Raw genomic sequence first — 17,868 nt, 5'->3', positions numbered from 1 at the left:
TGTGAGTAGCACTAGTTCTGGCAGACAACTGCTTTCTTACCTAAACCAACGTCTGCCGCCAATACTTTTGGTACTTGCAATCGCAACTTTCATTTTGGGGATTGCTCGAGCGTTTGAATCTCGCGAGATGATAAGCAGCATACCGCGCCAACTCGCTTCCATTCTCTATTTTCATATCGTTTCTTTCGCTTTGCTGTGGGCCATCTGGCGTCGACCGATGTCGATACAACGCCTGGTCTTGCTGAGCATCGTTGTCGTTAGCGATTTTGTTGCTTGGACATTGGTTTCAATGTTTGACGGCCGAGCGTTTGATACAAGTTTCTATCAGCCAATCGTTCTAAACCTAGCCGTGCATCGGTCTATGTTTTTGAGCGTTGGGGCCATTTTGCTGATTTTAGCGACGCGTGTACAGAATGTCGCTATTGTTCACGAGTCGACTTCGGAGTCAGCGTGGAGTTGGAGGATGCTTGCGATGCGCTTTTCGATTCTTGACATGCTGCTAATAATAACTCTGATCGCAACAGTCCATTTCGCTTGGCAGAACCTCCCATTCCTCGCTGCCAATGGCGACGTTGCAATGGAAGTGAATTTCGCGCAAACGGCTTACACTGGAATTGCAAGTGCGCTGCGCACGTTCGTTGCATGGCTGGTTGTCGCGATGATGTTGCACGGAAGCAAACTATCGACAACGCGAATTGTAGTCGCAGGTGTGCTTCTTCAATGCATCGCAATCGGTTTAGCCGACCTGGAACGCGAATTGAAACCACTTCTGCTCGACTATTGGACGAATTCGCTAGGGCTTATGCACGAGCTATCATCGCCGGCCGACCGGTTTGGAGAAGGTCGCGACGTTACTCTCTACTCAATTTTCTCCAGCACTCTAGTTCTTCTGACTGCACTACTGGTACGATACTTTGGTTACCATTTTGCCTTTTCAGAACGTCCGAGATGAATCAACTACCAAAAATTGCTGTGACTATGGGCGACCCGTCTGGAGTGGGCCCGGAAGTCTGCCTTGCACTGCTTGCCAACGAATCGCTCCGATCTATTTGCCGTCCGCTTATTTTCGGCACGCACGGCGTACTGAAGGCTTGCGCTGAAAATTTGCACAAGCCATTGAACGCGCCCGTCATATCGCTTGAACAACTAGTGAATGAAAAGTTTGCAACAGCCGCAATTGTCGATATTCAAACGATCCGGCTGGAAGACTTCGAGCCTACGAAGGTTAGTGCCGCAACGGGTGAAGCGAGTTATCAGTATATCCAACGTGCTATTGATGCCTCGTTGGCGGGGCACGTTGACGCTGTCACCACCGCACCAATCAACAAAGAAGCCATCCATGCAGCCGGTCATTACTACCCTGGCCACACAGAAATGTTTGCAGATCGCTGCAACGCCGAGCGATCTTGCATGATGCAATACTCGACTGCAATAACTTGTTCTTTTGTAACGACGCATTGTGGTTATGCCGATGTTCCGAAGCTCATGACCACGCAGCGCATCAGCGACGTGATCGATTTGACCGTGGAAGCTCTACGACGGCTGCGGAATCGCGAGCCTAAAATCGTCGTCTGCGGCTTGAATCCTCACGCGGGAGAACATGGACTTTTTGGGGATCGTGAAGAAGAACGCGTCATTGTCCCCGCCATCGAGGCAGCTCGGTTGCGAGGCATTCAGATCGAAGGTCCGTTGCCACCTGACACTGCGTTCTTGCCATGGAAACGCGAAACGACCGACGCGTTCATTTGCATGTACCATGACCAAGGTCACATCCCAGTTAAAGCCCTAGCATTTGACTCCGCGGTAAATACAACGTTAGGATTATCGATCATTCGCACCAGCGTCGATCACGGAACTGCCTGCGACATCGCTTGGCAGGGACGCGCCAATCCTAGCAGTATGTTTGAGGCGATCAAAGTCGCGGCGCTGCTCGCATCCAAGTCACGTTAGGTCGCTCCGATCGGCTGAAAATCCAATCAACCTCATTCCGCACCAAACGCGGTTCACATCGTACTGAATAGCTCGTCTGACAAGAAAGACAGCGAAGTGCCTGAAGTTTTGGGATTTGTTGGCAACTTGATGCAGTCGCAACGGTCATCTTCTGCTAAATTTTGGCCACGCAGTATCGTTTCCGTGCGATGGTTGATTAAAAGGAGTATGCATGTCTGATTCAACAACGCCGCCTCGCCCAGCCAAGAGTTGGTACGATTATTATCACCAAACACCGCTCTATCTGCGGATCTTGATTGCGTTGATATTTGGAGTTATTGTCGGCGTTGTATTTCAGGAAAATGCTGTTTGGCTGAAAGTCTTCAGCCAGATTATTTTGCGACTCCTTGGTGCACTCGCTCCGCCGCTGATCTTCATCGCGGTCATTCACGTGCTGATGACTTCGCATATCCCAGGCAAGAAAGCAGGGCGGCTCTTCTTCCTGCTAACGCTAAACACAGTGGTGGCAATCTTAATCGGCCTGACTGTTGCGAATTTAATTCAGCCAGGCAAGTGGAACAGTGCCGCCGCGGCAGTTGCTGCCAGCGAGGCTGAACAGGGCGATCCAGCCGAAATAGCCAAAAAGGCGACCACGCCAGCCGAGCTTCTGGTAAACAATATTCCACGAAGCGTCATTGGTCCCTTTGGCGACCAAGCGAATGTGATTGGCGTCATCATATTGGCCGTCGCATTCGGAATTGCCTTGCGGCGATCGAAAGACCTTGCTCTAGCACGATCGATTGTTGAAGTCGTCTACGAGGCGCTGGTTACAGTCCTGCATTGGATCATTGATGTTGTACCACTTGGTGTGTTTGCGATTGTTGCCAGCGTCATCGGCGAAGAGGGCTTTAAGCCGCTCATCAATCTCGGCGGCTTCATCATTACAGTCTTGGTTGCGTTGCTACTGCAATCCGTTTGGTATCTGACGCGTATCAAGCTGTTCTCGTGGGCAAGTCCGTTATATGTCTTACGAGGAATGCGAGACGCTCTGTTCATGGCGTTTTCCACCGATAGTTCGACAGCGACTATGCCGGTAACCTACGCGTGCTTGAAAGACAAAGTCGGAGTGCGTGAGCAATCGGCCAGCCTCGGAGGACTCGTTGGCGCGAACTTTAACAACGACGGCACTGCGCTTTATGAAGCCACCGCCGCATTGTTTGTCGCGCAGTTGGTTGGAAAAGATTTATCTACGTACGAGCAGTTGATTGTTGTACTTACGTCAATCATTGCATCCGTCGGAGCGGCTGGAATTCCCGAAGCAGGCCTGGTCACCATGACGGTCGTATTCACAGCGGTTGGACTGCCTTTGGAAAAAATCGGTATGCTGCTGGCCGTCGATTGGTTCTTGGACCGCTGCCGTACGACGATTAACGTGCTTGGTGACGTCAACGTGAGCTTAATGCTGGATGGCAAGACCAAGCAAACGGCCGAAGAACTCGCAGGGCACGAGCATACGCATATCTTACCGCACGAATTCAAAGATGATGCACCATAGAGATTGACCTGAGGTAACTTACGCAAATCAATTGTAGCGGTAGGACGCGAGCGCTCCGGTTCCGTGACACCGGACGGATTGCGCCGTTCCGCTAAAATTGGTAACTGGTTCGGGACAATTCCTTAGTGCTACCTACAATGGACGCTAACTCACGGCTGGATACGTGTTGCGAGCCACCAATGGATTCCGTTTGCATCTTTAACGCCGCATCGTTTGTCAGCATCGTCTTTCTGCACCGGAGCCTGAATACTTTTCGCTCCATATGCGATGGCGTGTTCGTAGACGGCGTCAACATCGGGCACATAGACATGCAAATGAGCAACGATCGCTGGCCAATTTTCGGCCGATTCGCCTAGCATGACAACGGTATCATCGATCCGAAACTCGCAGTGCATGACGCGACCATTTTCATCTGCAATTTTAGCGAGGATGACAGCTGCTAAAACTTCTTTTGCGAACTCTAGGGTGTGCTGTGCGTCGTCAACAACTAGATAAGGCGAAACAGAATTGTAGCCATCAGGCTTGAACGACATAACGGGCATCCTACGAATCGGAGTTTATCCAGAATAAATCGAAAAAGCTTTGGTGAAAAAAGATTAGTTTTGGCGGCTTGAGCTTGTGAAGCTCGCTTGATGCAATCACAACTATAGGTGAACAACACCATCCTATCAGGAAAATCTGTCTATGAAGTCGCTTAGCCACGGCCTTGCAATCGCATTTCTACTAGTTTCATGTACCAATGTATTTGGATGGGCAGAATCTGGACATGCGATCATTACGATCTTGGCCCATCGCTCGTTATCAGCAGAACAAAAGGCTGTCTTTGAGCGAATCATGGAAGCACATCCACGATTTGCAGAAGATTTTGCGGTTCCTGAAGAGCTTCCCAAAGGCATCGAGCGACGCAAGTGGCAGATTGGTCGCGTTGGCTATTGGCCCGATGTCGCTCGCAGCCAGGAGGAGTACGACCGTCCAACGTGGCACTACCAACTGGGAGCTGCGATGACGATGGGCGACGTTTCCAAGATCGAGGTGCCTGCAGACCCTTTGGAGTTGCCCGCGGATGCAACGATGGAAACCCAGGAGTTGTATGTGCTTCAAGCGCTCGAGCTCTGCACTAACACACTAAAGGACCAGAGCAAATCGGATGCGGAACGAGCGATAGCGCTCTGTTGGGTCGTTCACTTGATCGGTGACTTGCATCTTCCCTGTCACTCGGGCAGCCTGTATGCGGAGTCCGTCTTCACTGATCCAGATGGAGACCGTGGAGCGAACCGTATTGAGATCGGCGACCTGCGGTTGCACGGCCTTTGGGACCAACTGCTGGGCAATGACTACGAACGAGGCGACGTGAACCGGCGCTTATATGAGTTGACCAATGATAAAGCAATTGTTGAACGCGGCAAGCTTGCCACGCAGCAGCTCGATCCCAAAGTTTGGTTAGCGGAAAGCCGTTCCGTTGCACAGCAGTATTTGTACGTCGGCGAAGTTCAACAGGCGGTTCGTGCTGCGATAGAATCGAGGAAAACCCGGCTACCGAAGCTTCGCATTTCGGATGAATATGGTCAACAGGCCGGTCGTATCGCTCAGGTGCGAGCAGTGGAGGCCGCCGCGAGACTCGCCGACCTCTTGGAAAAAAGCCTCTAATCGTTTAACAGTCTCCGCGAGCGTATTCGACTCCGCTCAAGGGACAATCCATAAACCTCGATCCACAGTGGTCCAATTCGCGAGATTGGCTAAAATTCAGTCTGCAGTTACCACCTCACCCGTGGAGCATTGATTGGACACCCGCACCTTGATCGACAGCACCGTTTATGGATGAGATTCTCTTTTTCGACCGCTACAGTCAGAGCGTCCAGACGGAGAAAGTCTACGGCGATCAAGCTCTGCGTTGGACCTACGGAACAGCGGCCGGACGATTATCCTTGAGCTTGTTGGTTAAGCGAGCTATCTTCTCCAAGTGGTACGGCTGGCGAATGGACAAGCGAGCGTCAGCGGCAAAGATTGCCCCTTTCATCGAACATTACAATCTCAATGCTTCCGAGTTTGTGTTGGACGTCCGTGATTTTGCCAACTTCAACGAGTTCTTTTACCGTAAGTTGAAACCTGAAGCACGTCCAGTCGATCCTGATCCGTCCGTTGCTGTTTTTCCGGCCGATGGTCGGCACCTATGCATTCCAGATCTGTCCTCGACGGACGGGTTGTTTGTGAAGGGGATGATGTTCAGTCTCGCGGAACTGCTGGATGACCGCGAACTTGCCGATCGCTATGCTAGTGGCAGTCTTTTGTTATCGCGACTTTGCCCGGTCGACTATCATCGTTTCCATTTTCCTATGAGTGGAATCCCAGGCCGAACACGCCCGATCAAGGGTCCACTGTACTCGGTGAACCCTATCGCATTACGGCAAAACATTCGCATCCTTTCAACCAACAAGCGATGCATCACGGAGCTTCAAACGGAAGCGTTTGGGAAGGTGTTATTGATTGAAGTTGGCGCGACGTGTGTTGGTAGTATCGAACAGACGTTTGCGCCTGACGTAATGGTGAACAAAGGCGCTGAGAAAGGATATTTCCGATTTGGTGGATCATCAACAATCACCATCTTCGAACCCGATCGCATACAGTTCGACCATGATTTAATTAAAAACTCGCTTCAACATCGCGAAGTCTACGCCCGCATCGGAGACCGAATGGCAACAGTGCTGGACAGAAAATAGAGCCCCGGAGGTAATCTATGTCGAACTTCAAATGGGCCATGCGTCTACAGTTTCGCCGCCAATCATCTCATGGATTTTGAGCATGCCCCTCGGCTGCTTCAGTTGATCTCGACGCTGTTTTTGACTTCTTTTTTCTCGCTTTTCGCGGGCATTGGTCTGCTAAATTGCAACTTCCTAATGCACGCCGTAGTTCTGAACGATCTTTTTCGAGGCATTCTTGCGTCGGATCAGATATTGCTAAAAATTTAACATTGCGTATTGCAATCCAACCACCGTTCCGTTAATTTTTTAACCGTCGAGTTTCATAGGAAGTTGCGTAGGAGTTCGAAGTGAAGCAAGAGCTTTCAAAACGTGAGCGACAAATTCTTGATATCATCTATCGGTTAGGGGAAGCGACGGCGAACGATGTCGTCGCTAACATGCCGGATGATTTGGCAAATGCTACCGTTCGCACCATCCTGCGTATTTTAGAAGAGAAGAAAATGGTGAGCCATCGCGAAGAAGGCCGCCAATATATCTATAGGCCTTCGGTCCCGCATGCCAAAGCGGCTAAGTCCGCTCTGAATCGCGTTCTCCGGACGTTCTTTAGCGGTTCAGTTGAAGATGCGCTCGCAAGCCATTTGGCTGACCCGAAGACAAAGTTGACGGTGGCGGAACTCGAGCGGCTGCAAAAAGTCATCGAGCAACATAAAAATCATGTGGAGAAGAACCAATGAGCGTTATGACACAGGCCATTTTGTATTGGATGCAACTACAACAGTCTACCAATTTTGGCGTCTTCACTTTTTGCCAAGCCACGCTGCTGCTGGCAACTGCAATCGCTCTTGCGAAACTCCTGCCTTGGCTCAATGCGAGCCAGCGGTATCTATTACTTCGTATGGCATTAGTTTGCTCGCTTGCGTTGTTGCCGCTGGGCATTATTTCTTCACGATTCCCAGTTCCGGTATCGCCTGGCGTTGTGCATTCAACTACAGCAGAAGTTGTCGTACTTCCTGACAAGCCTATTGAAGTAGCGACGATCGACGCTTCGCGAGCATCGTTACCTATAAGCGGTTCTGATGCTTCGTGGAACATTGCTCAAATTGCAAAGGGTGATTTGACCAGTTCGTATCGCGACATCTCCGATGCAACCGATAGTCAGGAAACTGCTGTCGTTCCATCGAGGTTGTCTTCCCTTCCGTTGAAAACTATAAATGCGAAGGATGTTCGAAACTGGAGTTTCTGGCACCTTTGTGCAGCTATCTACGGCTGTGGCGTCGTTGTATCAATCGGTCAATTGACCAGAAATTGCTGGAAATCGCGGCAAATTCGACGGTGTCTTTTAGAACCCAACACTGCATTGCGTTTGCGTGCGGGATCAATCGCGCACGGACTTGGCTTGAAACGGCCCCCGCGTATTCTGCTGGGAACTACGAATTCGACTCCCTACGCATGCGGAGTTTTCGAGCCGACCATCGTCGTACCACGGGATATGCATGAGTGGACATTCGATGAACAAACCGCAGTATTAACCCACGAACTGGTGCATGTTAAACACCGCGATGCTATGTGGAATTTGCTTGCTGCTCTATTCTGTTCCGTGTACTGGCCGAATCCATTAGCTTGGTGTTTTAAGACCTATCTGTTCCGTCTACGCGAGATGGCTACCGATGAAGCGGTCGTCTATTCGGGAATGAACCCATCGCGGTACGTTACGGGAGTTGTTTCGGTCTTGAATCGTTTTGCGTCATCAACTTCACGCTTGCTAGATCCTACAGCAGTGTCGATGTCCGCCTACTCCGACTTGCGGCAACGTGTCGAGTTGGTACTTTCGATCAGCCCCATTGCACCTCGGCAAACTTCCTTCATTCGGCTATTGCTTCTTATGCTACTCGTGATCGCTTTGCCTGGCATTCGCCTGCAACTAGCAAATGCGCAGTCCGACATCGAAGATGCGCGTTCAAAGGAATCTAAAGCCGTTATAGAGCCGAATGAAGAAGTACGCAGCCTTGCTGCTGAGGCTGCTCCAGTCATCGGACCGAACGACAATGACCTCATGTATCGGATACTGAACGCACAAGTGACGCCGAGAGCACCGACTGGAAGCGATCATCGTTTGAATATAGAAGGGATCGTCCTGTCAAGTTCAGGCGAACCAGTCGCGGACGCCGTCGTGTTGTTACAGGAAGCAATACTTCCAGAGCGAGTGCCTGGAAGGTCACGTTATTATTACGAGAGCAACGAAATTGGTGAACGAAAAAGTGATCTGATTGCTAGGACAATCAGTTCTGCAGACGGAACATTCTCGTTTGAGAATGTCACTTCTCCTATGCGAAATCCGAAAAACATCAATTATTTTCGCGGCTCCGTCATTGCGGCACACCCGCAATTTGGCATCCAGTGGCTGCGAGTTCGACCGGGTATGGCCAAAGGCTTTTACGGACAAGAAGTAATCGCGCTTCAACTAGATGAAACAGTCGACATCCAAGGCACTTGCGAATTGGAAAACGGTGAACCACTCCCAAATGCAATTGCTGCAGTAGGCTCTTTTGTACCGCTGGAAGTTCCAGAAGCAGACCAATTTGAATCCACTTGCGAGCTTTGGAACGGGGAACTCTATCCTCTTGCACAATCCGATTCGACTGGCAAAGTCACTTTCAAAAACATTCCTCGGGGTGTTGGCGTGTACATTTACGGTGACACAGAAACGAGCTATGCAAAGCATCTATACGTCAGTTCCGGCAGCGATCCAGTTTTCGAGGACGTCGAGGTACGGGGTTTGAAGACGGTATCATCACCTTTTGGGCTGACTTTTGAGCCGTATAGGTATTTCAATGGAATCGTCCGCAATAGTAGTTCGGGAGAATCTGTCAGCGATGTCGAAGTCTCGGTCCCGAATCCTCGAATGAGCACTCTTACTGACAGTCGCGGTGCATTTTCATTGAAAATCCACCGGACAACTTTGCAAGGACAATCGAACATACCGCTCTATCTGAAAGCAGGCGGTAAAAGCAACCTGATATCCAGTTTTCTTGAAATCGACGTCAACGATGTGCTTTCGTCGGAAGATGTTGACATGGCATTTGAACTGAAGAAAGGCGTCATTGTACACGGCGTTGTACTTGATGAACTCGGCCAACCATGCCCAGGAGTTGATGTCACGACAATCACCAACGATATTCACTTGCAATATTCTACGACTACGAATGACAATGGCGTTTTCGATCTTTGTTTGCCTCCCGCAATTCATCGGCTACAGCTATGCTCCGATCAACTCGTCTACAATTTGCCGAGCGACGTCGAAGTTTCCAACGCGCGCGACCATCGAGCAGAACACTGGCCTAACTTTGAGATCGACCTTAGGAACGGCGAACCGCTTGACTTGGCGCCTATTCAAATTCAGCGGGCCGCTTTACGCCGATTCCGTGTCACCCTGCCTGATGGCTCACCGGTAGTGGGCGCTCGCGCCGTTCTCAAAGATCTCGAGTTTGGGCCAGACTTTCGGCTGTATGGCAACTCTCCATCCAACCGTATCGTGAAAGTCTCCGATGCCCAAACAACGGATCAGAATGGCAACGTCGAGCTCTTTCCGACGACGTCGCTCTCTGAGCACGCAACGGTCGATATACGGTATGTCGAAAACGAAAAAGCCTACATGGCCGTAATACCGTTGCAGCAAACAAGAATTGATCACCACTCAGTTAGCCTTGAGCAAGCCAAATTGCTTCGGGGTCGAATCCGCTTAAATGGCAAACCTTACAAAGGTGTGCTCGTGACCGTGGATTTGAAACCGAAATCCCAATCTATCTCAAACTCTCGCAGCGATTCAATCTGGGCTGTAACTAATGATGAAGGAATCTATTCAGCGGCCGTCGAGGGAGGGTATGAATTTCGGACGTTGATACAGCGTCTGCCAGGCAACGACAATGTTGGCCCTGGCGATATCGTTGGCGTCGAACAATCAGATGGCTCCATCTGGATGCAAGACATCGAACTTGAAAGGCACGAAGGCGAGATCGCTGGAAGGCTCTTAGACGCTGAACGTCAACCGCTCGAAGGCTTTAGTGTCGAGATTGAGTGGGACGAATCAAACAGTGTAGGTAACTGGATAAACCATCGAAGACAAAGTCAAATAAAGACCGATGCTGACGGACAATTCTACTTACGGCACGTTCGTCCTGGCACGCATCGAATAAAGATTCGCAATCCAGAACACCGCAACGTTGACGCGGAAATATATGCGACTACAGGTGAATTGCAAACTGAAATCGTTTTAGGCGGCACAGCTTCTGCAATTCCAAAAATCTTGAAGCCTAAATCGACTCGCCCCATTGAGTAAAACAAAATTCATTCTTCTTCGGTCCGATTCAAATTATTGCATAGGAATCAACTATGGAAGTGCTGTTTAAACTTCTGACGATTGCCACTTCCTTCGTAACGATAGCCGGACGAGTTGAAAACGAAAATGGCGATGCTATTGCCGACGCAGTCGTATGTGTTGCAGCGGCCGTACCGCTTTCTGGTCCATCGATGCGCTGTCCTTCGTGCTACCCCGATTGCGCAAAGAAAACACGAACGGATTCTAACGGACAATTCAAGATCGAGGGGCTGTCGAACGAACTAGCATTTCGATTGACTTGTGGTGCAACCGTCTATCAAGGAGTGGTGACGAAATACATCAACCCGACGGCTGGGTTGCCAGAAGAAATCGTACTCACGTCTCTAGAGGAGGCAGATTTCCTTATTCGCGGGCTGGTTATCGGTGATCGTGGAAATCCAGTTGCCGGCGCCGAAGTGGACGCTCAAATAGAAGGATTACCTAATGGAGTTTTTTCGTCCGACGTGAAGCATGTAACACCATTATCGATCTCAGATAAAAATGGTCGCTTCGAAGCTGCTGTCGACGACGTAGTCCATATGATTTACTTTGACGCTCAAGCTCCTGGGTATGCCCGTGCTCGATTCACATGGAGCCGATCCGATTTGTATGACAAGATCGTTCGCTTGGGCAAAGGTGCTAGCGTCAAAGGTAAACTAGTCGATTCTGGATTGCCGATGGCCGGTGTCCGTGTCGGGCTCGTGCAAACAAACCTGACGTTTCCCGCATTGGTTACGCCGGAGTCGGTCGTAACGGACGAAAATGGCGTCTTTCGATTCGATAACATGCCGCCAAGAGCAAAGTACGCAATTTACACGGAATTGGATCAACCAATAAAAAGAGCTTTACCAGTCTCCATCGTAGATTTGCCGAACGACGGTATGCTTTCAGATTTTGGCGAGTTAGAACTTAGCCCAGCGCACCGTTTTCGCGTATCGGTTGTCTCTGGCAATGCCCAGCCAATTCCTGCGAACAGTATTTTAAGCGTCTCACGAGATTCAGCATGGGAGGCCGCGCAATTTAAATTTGGAAACCAACTTACTTTCGGAACAACCATCAGCGGATCAACAAAAGAGATCTATCGAGTTTCGCTGCGGTTGAACAACTGGCAAGTGGCAAAGACGATTCCACCGATTGAAGTCGATCGCGACGGCTACTACAAAGTCTTTATCCAGCCCGACCGCGACACCGAATTCACTCTCTTGTTGGAACCAACTCAAAAAGCCAGCGACGGAGAATTGAATTAATCTCGACGTAACCTTTCTCGCGTCGAAGGATTTTTCTAACCATCTTAATCCCTCTCGGATCTCTCTTGCCGTAGGTGGGCTAAATCGTGTAGCTACTGAGGGCGAACTGTCCAGATGTTCGCGTTCGCGGTTTGTGGGTCTATTTATGAGCAGTCCAGATTCATCTCAGCTTCAAAGTTGGGTAGCGTCTCCATCCGATGCAATCAACGATTTAAAGTCGCTCTTCGATGCATTGCATGCAGACAATTTAGAAGAAGGCCTCGTCACCGAAGTCTTTGAGAACTGCGGGAGCCCTTCGCCGGATCAGTTGAACTTGCTCGTTTCACTGTTGAACAGTGACGAAAACGACCAAGCTTATTGGGCCTGTACGCTGCTTGGCCGCCTAAAAGACGCTGCGAACTCTGCGCAGAACAGCCTCGTAAACTTGGCGATCGATACGGGGCGAAACATGGCAGCGCGGCAGCGTGCCGTGCTGGCCTTACAAACTATTGGTCCACTCGATTCAAACACAATACGATCGCTGCAAAGTATGGATACGAGCAGCGATGCGCGGCTAAAAAGACTCGTAGAACAACTGCAGACGCAGGTTGCATAGCGAACGCAGCTTGCTGAAAAATTGAAACGCAAACACCAAAGCAAGGAGGCTTTTGGAGTGAAGCGGATACTACTTTTACCAATTCTACTGGCGTTTGCTAGCGCTTTCGCAAGCTACGTCGGCTGCGAGAATGCTCAGCAGATCCTGGATAAGGTGCCCGTCGACGAACTGATCTCCGCTGCGCAGTCACAGCCTGCCAATAACGCTCCCAATCCATCTACGCCATATCCGCAAGCATCTACGGTAAGCGTCCAGAATGTTCCAACGGCAGGCCCTGCCAACACTTCCGTCGGCGTCATTCGAGTCGCAAGTTTTAATGTTCAGGCATTCGGTCCTTCGAAAATGGACAACCCTTGGGTAATGGAGCGTTTAGCTGCAATCATTCGCAACTTCGACGTAGTCGCCATCCAAGAAATTCGCTCCAAAGACCAACAGTTGATGAACGTTTTGCTCAACTATGTTAACCAAAATGGCTCTAGATACAATTATTTGTTAGGCGAGAGACTAGGACGCACGGTCAGCAAAGAACAGTACGCGTACGTGTTCAACACAGCGACAATTTTCACATCTCCCGAAGAATCCTACACGGTTCGCGATGATGAAGATCTGCTTCATCGTGAACCGTTGGTAGCCCGCTTTGCGGTACGTGTGCCACCTGGCTATCAACCGTTCACCTTCACACTTGCAAATGTCCATACCGACCCAGACGAAGTCCCACAAGAAGTCGCTGTGCTGGGGCGTGTCTATCAAGCGATCGCTAACTTCGAAGCTAGCGTTAGAAGCGAAGATGATATCATCATGCTCGGGGACTTTAACGCCGACGCCAAGACGCTCGCCAATGCTGCAACGTACAATGAATTTACGCCAATCATCGTTTCCGAAGCGACCAACATCGCGCGTACTAAACAATATGATAACATTCTTCTGAACCCGAGAGCGTCTACGGAGTTCACCGGAAGAAGTGGCGTATTCGATCTTGAGAGCTACTTTGGCGTCACCCGTGAAGAGCTCAAAACAATCTCGGACCATTTGCCCGTCTGGGCTGAATTTTCCGCACTGGAAAGTAACGGCCGAACGATATCCGCTGCGAACGACCCTACGACGGTTACGCGATAACTCAAGCCTAGCGCTGGTACCGGTTCAAAGGCTTGGCGGCTTGCGACGGTCGGTATGGCATCCGCGATGGAACGCCATGACGATTGGGCGAATTCCACCGCCGCACTTCGTCTGGGATCAATAGATCATCACTATCATCTTCCAAAGGCATCGCCGGTTCGGACTTGCCTTCGACCTCTTCTGGTAGCTCTTCATATCGCAATTCATCACCGAAGATCTCTTCGTCCAATAAGCTATCAGAAGGCGAACGTCGCGGCGCAACCGGTTCACTTTGCGGAATGGGTTGCAAATTTTCAAGTTGCGGACGGATCAATTGCGGAACAGACTGCTCAGGTAGAATGCCTTGTTCTAACGGAACCGGCGAAAGAATCGGCCCGAGCGACTGCTGTGTGTTTGGCTGTAACATGTGCAGCGGTGCTGGCGCCTCTTGCATTGTCTGCATTGGTTGAATAGGCTGCATTGGCATTTGCTGACATTCGGCACATTCGCTCCCAATTCCATAGCCAGAAGGCGCACCGTAGAGCGTACTTCCGGTGAACTTCATGCTGTGGCGTAAATTCAGCGTGGGCATTGTGTTGACGACGCTGGGCGAATCGTATAGCTGTGCGCCGCCTTTCGAAAAGCTTGCCAGTGAATGAGCCCCGCCGTGACCGGACGCCTCAATCCGCGATTCCTTGCATGCGCTGTAACCGTCGCTGTAGCCGAATCCGAACATGCGGCCCAAGTAGTTTACCGGTTCGAACCGCACACTAGGCATTTGAGCGTGTGCGTAACCGCTAACAGCCGAAAGCGACACAAATAGAAAACTTCGGCAAATGATTCGATGAGACATCCGTGTCTATCCTTAGCTATGTTGGGCAATCCAGTCCGTCGTTTAACTTCGACACCGCAGCCGGATTGTAGCCAAACAAATCCGAACCAAAGTAAAAGTCAACGCGACCAGAACGATTGGAACGCTTGTGCTTAACGTGCATTCCTATTTTAGCGGTACGGCACAAGCCGTCCGGTGTTGCAGAACCGGAGGGCTTGTGCCCCTACCGCTAGACTAGTCTTGCTGAAGTTCTTTTTGCACTAAGGCTTAGTCGCCAAAGTCAAACGTCGATTGGACTTTGGGTTTAGCTCGCACAGGCATCGCGGGCAAGGCAGGTAGCTCGATGTTGTGCACGCTATGCAGCTCCCGCCGCAGCGCTTCGTAGAAAGCGGAACATAACTTCGGTGCAAAGGCATCGTCGGGCGTGTGAACAAACACATACGGCCGCAGTCCCTCAGCAACCCAGCGACCAATGCATGCGATCCAGGGCTGCCAATGCCGCAGTATATTCAATTCATCGGCGTCCTCGACTAGATCATGACCGATCAATCGCACCATCGGAGACGTCCCGGTAACGACCATCGTCTGTGGCGAATTCGGCTTGCGACCGCGGGAAATTCGTTCCGCTTCTGTTCGAGCCGGATGTGAATGTAGGTAAGTTGCGTCGAATAGGACACGGTCGATATTCCGCTCTCGCAACCGTTCTTCTAAACGCTTGCAATATGGGCTCTCGCCAAACCAATCGCTATGCCGTAGTTCAACAGCCCACGGAAACGCAGGAGTGAGTATCGCAAGAAATTCGTCGAGCAGTTGCCAGCGTGCGCTGTCAAACGTCGGCGAAAGCTGCAAAAAGATTGGGCCGAGCTTCTTTGCGGCAAGCAGCGGTTCCATCCGTGCAAGAAGATCGTCAAGCTCCACACGGGCATTTCGCAGTTCCAGTTCGTGGCTGATAAGACGTGGGACTTTGAAGCAGAACCGGAATCCTTCCGCCGCTTCAGCAGCCCATTTGCGAGCTAACTCGATCGAGGGCAACGAATAGAACGTCGAGTTACCCTCAACGGTGGGGAACGTTTCGCTATATACCGCAACAGCTTGATTTTGTTCGGCTGCTTTGGTGTAGACCGATCCGACCCAGCCGACCGAGCGCCAGACCGGGCAACCGATACGAACAGGAAAATTAGTCCAATCAGGTAATTTGTTTTGCTTGGGTAACATCTAAGTTCAATTCTAATTGTCCAGCGTTCCTAACCAGTTTATGCTCGTATTTGAACAAGTCGGCTCAAGAAAGCAGTTGCCGGACAAGCTTTCTCGACCTATGAATTACTACGCATCGCTCCGTACCAAGTTGTAGACTTGACCAGGACTGGAACATAAACGAGCAATCGATCGCCGTGCAGTAGGATAACTCTTACAAACGCTACGATCGAACCTGCATTAACTGTGTTTGTCAGGCAAGCGTCAACTGGGAAGTGCGAACGCGTCCTTTTCACCTCGGCGATAATTTAACAGGCGACATCAATGCCATTAAATCACAAAACAGCCCTCATGCGTCGCAGTGCATTATTTTTGCTCGTCGCGTCGACCTGCAATACGGCAAGCGCAGGTCCGTTGATCGACTGGCTACTAAATAACCGCTGGAAAGACACTCAGCCGGTTGCGTATGTTGCGCCAACGACATATCCAACTCCACTTGTGATGGCACCGAACAGCACAACAGCCGCGTACGCTGCAACCGGTTACAGTCCAGCCGCATATAATTCGGTTCCATTGTCGCCAGCGACCAATTACAACATCGCGCCGCCGACTTATAACGTTCCCACTAACAATGCAGGCCTTGGCTATGCGATCCCGCAGACAGTAGTTGCTGCAATGCCGACTGGTTCGTATCAAACGATGTTGAACCAAGTCCCTACGACTTACTATCGCCCCGTCACATCGCTTGATCCAAACACTGGCACCACGGTGACCAGCCTGCAACCGTGTACTTCTTACCAGCAGCAAGCGTTGCGGATTCCGCTGTTGATGCCTTCCACATACTATGCTGCTTATGGAAATTACGGCGCTGGGCTTCAGCAAGACCGTTACTCGAGCATTACTGGTTCAGGAGTGGCCTCCGCGGCGACCCAATCGGCGTTGTCGATTCCAAGTTCGATCAACCGAACTTCGCTCTCGCCCGTGAACCAAATCCCAACCAACGGTTACTCGGTCACTCCGCAGACTTACTTACAGCCGTCTACGCTGGCCTACCAAGCATTGCCGACCGCTTCGGCATTAGCCCCAGCAACTTTGCCACAGACGCAGCCGCTCAACCAGTTCGCGGTGAACAATCAGTATCCAACAACGACCGCCAACTATCAAACGTACGGTAATACAACTTCGTCGGTAGCTACTACGTCTGGCGTCAACAACACTAACGGTAGTTATGTCCAAGCGGATGGCAGCATCGTCACGCCGCTCGGACCACCGACCATGTCATCAAATCCGACGCAATCGTACGCATCCGAATCGCCTTCACCAACATCTTCGCAGCCGAACACGTCGTATTACAGTAGCCAACCGTATACGACTCAGATGCAAACATCACCAGCAACTCCTTCGTACACAACTCCGACTTATGCCGATCCCGCGTATGCATCGCAGTACGACCCGAATTGTCTTCCGGGGACTACGCAAAGTCAGCCGTTGGGCGCGAACGACGTCTTACCGCCTAATGAAGTCTACCCAAGTCAGCCAAGCCAAAACTTTAATAACTACCAGAACAATTCAAATCCAGCATTGTCCGATCCAGAATCGACAGTAACGCCGACCTATCCGCCGCTTTCCCGATCAAATCCACCGACGACTTCACAATTCGCTGTCGATACGGAAAAACTGGTGCCGATCGAACGTCCTAACGCGCAATTTACTCGGAGACTTTTGGAGCAAGAACAGCAAGTCGCTCAGTCAACGTTTCATGCTAGTCAACCTGCCAATGAAGAACGGCAGTTAATGAGTGCTCCCACGTTGCTGGAGCCTAACCTCAACCTGCCTTCGAGCACGGGCATTCGTCCGCCGGAAGGTTACCAGCCAAAACCATATTGGCGATCCGAGCAAAAATCGACGACGCCAAACGCGCTGCAGAAGTCGGAAGAACTGACGGCCGCGATGGCTGATAGCTCACTGGCCTTACGCACAGTGCCAATCGATCGAGAGCCTGCTGCTAACGTGCAACAGGCTGCTCATATCCAGTTCATTAACCAATCGAGCGCCAGTTCGACGCAGCCAAACACCGCCAGCGAACGAGCGGCAGCTGTGCTTCGTCCGAGCACTGCGCCGAGGGCGAACGAGTCGTTGAAACCTACGTCGAGCTCGTTCCGTCCTCAACGTCAGCATTCGCTAAATATTGACGACGGCTTCCGTCCGGTTAAGTAACCCAACGGGAATTTTCGTCTCGCCGCGATGTTGTTTAAAACTTGCTGGTAGGCTGGCCTTCAGTCGACGGCAGCCCTTGCTAAATATGCGATCCGCCGCCTGAAGGCGGTACTACGAACTTGACGGGCCG

General features: G+C 50.9%; 14 protein-coding genes. 11 read left to right on the top strand and 3 right to left on the bottom strand.

Features of this window, described 5'->3' with window-relative positions; genetic code table 11:
- Position 1 precedes the first annotated feature (1 nt).
- From SH451x_RS07360 to SH451x_RS07350, 3 genes are all read left to right on the top strand, one after another.
- On the top strand, positions 2 to 952 hold the full coding sequence (locus SH451x_RS07360) for a hypothetical protein (protein WP_479361799.1): 951 nt from the start codon (positions 2 to 4) through the stop codon (positions 950 to 952).
- On the top strand, positions 949 to 1,950 hold the full coding sequence (gene pdxA, locus SH451x_RS07355) for a 4-hydroxythreonine-4-phosphate dehydrogenase PdxA (RefSeq protein WP_479361798.1): 1,002 nt from the start codon (positions 949 to 951) through the stop codon (positions 1,948 to 1,950). The genes SH451x_RS07360 and pdxA overlap by 4 nt, the downstream gene beginning before the upstream one ends.
- A gap of 211 nt (positions 1,951 to 2,161) precedes the next feature.
- A complete protein-coding gene (locus tag SH451x_RS07350; RefSeq protein WP_479361797.1) occupies positions 2,162 to 3,484 on the top strand; it encodes a dicarboxylate/amino acid:cation symporter in 1,323 nt (440 codons plus the stop codon).
- A 149-nt stretch (positions 3,485 to 3,633) separates the two neighbouring features.
- Here SH451x_RS07350 and SH451x_RS07345 read toward each other — a convergent pair whose 3' ends face one another.
- Entirely contained in the window at positions 3,634 to 4,017 is a 384-nt protein-coding gene (locus SH451x_RS07345; RefSeq protein ID WP_479361796.1) for a VOC family protein, read from the bottom strand.
- Positions 4,018 to 4,168: 151 nt separating this feature from the next.
- Here SH451x_RS07345 and SH451x_RS07340 point away from each other — a divergent pair, with 151 nt between their 5' ends.
- From SH451x_RS07340 to SH451x_RS07310, 7 genes are all read left to right on the top strand, one after another.
- A complete protein-coding gene (locus SH451x_RS07340) occupies positions 4,169 to 5,131 on the top strand; it encodes a S1/P1 nuclease (protein ID WP_479361795.1) in 963 nt (320 codons plus the stop codon).
- Positions 5,132 to 5,298: 167 nt separating this feature from the next.
- Complete coding sequence (gene asd / locus SH451x_RS07335; protein WP_479361794.1) at positions 5,299 to 6,201, top strand: archaetidylserine decarboxylase; 903 nt, start codon at positions 5,299 to 5,301, stop codon at positions 6,199 to 6,201.
- A gap of 329 nt (positions 6,202 to 6,530) precedes the next feature.
- On the top strand, positions 6,531 to 6,917 hold the full coding sequence (locus SH451x_RS07330; RefSeq protein WP_479361793.1) for a BlaI/MecI/CopY family transcriptional regulator: 387 nt from the start codon (positions 6,531 to 6,533) through the stop codon (positions 6,915 to 6,917).
- The gene (locus tag SH451x_RS07325; RefSeq protein WP_479361792.1) at positions 6,914 to 10,519 is read left to right on the top strand and encodes a M56 family metallopeptidase; all 3,606 of its coding nucleotides are present in this window, start codon (positions 6,914 to 6,916) and stop codon (positions 10,517 to 10,519) included. Before SH451x_RS07330 ends, SH451x_RS07325 begins: the two co-directional genes overlap by 4 nt.
- Positions 10,520 to 10,572: 53 nt before the next feature.
- Positions 10,573 to 11,805 carry a carboxypeptidase-like regulatory domain-containing protein gene (locus tag SH451x_RS07320; RefSeq protein WP_479361791.1) on the top strand — a complete coding sequence of 411 codons (1,233 nt, stop codon included), beginning with the start codon at positions 10,573 to 10,575 and terminating at the stop codon, positions 11,803 to 11,805.
- A gap of 145 nt (positions 11,806 to 11,950) precedes the next feature.
- Entirely contained in the window at positions 11,951 to 12,400 is a 450-nt protein-coding gene (locus SH451x_RS07315) for a hypothetical protein (RefSeq protein ID WP_479361790.1), read from the top strand.
- A 57-nt stretch (positions 12,401 to 12,457) separates the two neighbouring features.
- Positions 12,458 to 13,516, top strand: coding sequence for an endonuclease/exonuclease/phosphatase family protein (locus tag SH451x_RS07310; RefSeq protein WP_479361789.1), 1,059 nt, complete (start codon positions 12,458 to 12,460; stop codon positions 13,514 to 13,516).
- A gap of 7 nt (positions 13,517 to 13,523) precedes the next feature.
- Here SH451x_RS07310 and SH451x_RS07305 read toward each other — a convergent pair whose 3' ends face one another.
- Together SH451x_RS07305 and SH451x_RS07300 are read right to left on the bottom strand one after the other, a co-directional pair.
- On the bottom strand, positions 13,524 to 14,348 hold the full coding sequence (locus SH451x_RS07305) for a hypothetical protein (protein ID WP_479361788.1): 825 nt from the start codon (positions 14,346 to 14,348) through the stop codon (positions 13,524 to 13,526).
- 246 nt (positions 14,349 to 14,594) lie between these two features.
- Positions 14,595 to 15,542, bottom strand: coding sequence for a DUF72 domain-containing protein (locus tag SH451x_RS07300; protein WP_479361787.1), 948 nt, complete (start codon positions 15,540 to 15,542; stop codon positions 14,595 to 14,597).
- Positions 15,543 to 15,845: 303 nt separating this feature from the next.
- Between SH451x_RS07300 and SH451x_RS07295 the strand changes: the two genes are divergently transcribed.
- Positions 15,846 to 17,738, top strand: coding sequence for a hypothetical protein (locus tag SH451x_RS07295; RefSeq protein ID WP_479361786.1), 1,893 nt, complete (start codon positions 15,846 to 15,848; stop codon positions 17,736 to 17,738).
- The last annotated feature ends 130 nt before the right edge of the window (positions 17,739 to 17,868 follow it).

Source organism: Njordella aestuarii (assembly GCF_056494165.1).
Note: the sequence above shows the minus strand (reverse complement) of the source record. Positions and strands in the feature narration are given on the sequence as shown.

Bases quoted from the DNA above. Each gene is read 5' to 3' on its own strand.
- pdxA (WP_479361798.1), top strand. From the start codon at position 949: ATGAATCAACTACCAAAAATTGCTGTGACTATGGGCGACCCGTCTGGA.
- SH451x_RS07350 (WP_479361797.1), top strand. From the start codon at position 2,162: ATGTCTGATTCAACAACGCCGCCTCGCCCAGCCAAGAGTTGGTACGAT.
- SH451x_RS07345 (WP_479361796.1), bottom strand. From the start codon at position 4,017: ATGTCGTTCAAGCCTGATGGCTACAATTCTGTTTCGCCTTATCTAGTT.
- SH451x_RS07340 (WP_479361795.1), top strand. From the start codon at position 4,169: ATGAAGTCGCTTAGCCACGGCCTTGCAATCGCATTTCTACTAGTTTCA.
- asd (WP_479361794.1), top strand. From the start codon at position 5,299: ATGGATGAGATTCTCTTTTTCGACCGCTACAGTCAGAGCGTCCAGACG.
- SH451x_RS07325 (WP_479361792.1), top strand. From the start codon at position 6,914: ATGAGCGTTATGACACAGGCCATTTTGTATTGGATGCAACTACAACAG.
- SH451x_RS07320 (WP_479361791.1), top strand. From the start codon at position 10,573: ATGGAAGTGCTGTTTAAACTTCTGACGATTGCCACTTCCTTCGTAACG.
- SH451x_RS07315 (WP_479361790.1), top strand. From the start codon at position 11,951: ATGAGCAGTCCAGATTCATCTCAGCTTCAAAGTTGGGTAGCGTCTCCA.
- SH451x_RS07305 (WP_479361788.1), bottom strand. From the start codon at position 14,348: ATGTCTCATCGAATCATTTGCCGAAGTTTTCTATTTGTGTCGCTTTCG.
- SH451x_RS07300 (WP_479361787.1), bottom strand. From the start codon at position 15,542: ATGTTACCCAAGCAAAACAAATTACCTGATTGGACTAATTTTCCTGTT.
- SH451x_RS07295 (WP_479361786.1), top strand. From the start codon at position 15,846: ATGCCATTAAATCACAAAACAGCCCTCATGCGTCGCAGTGCATTATTT.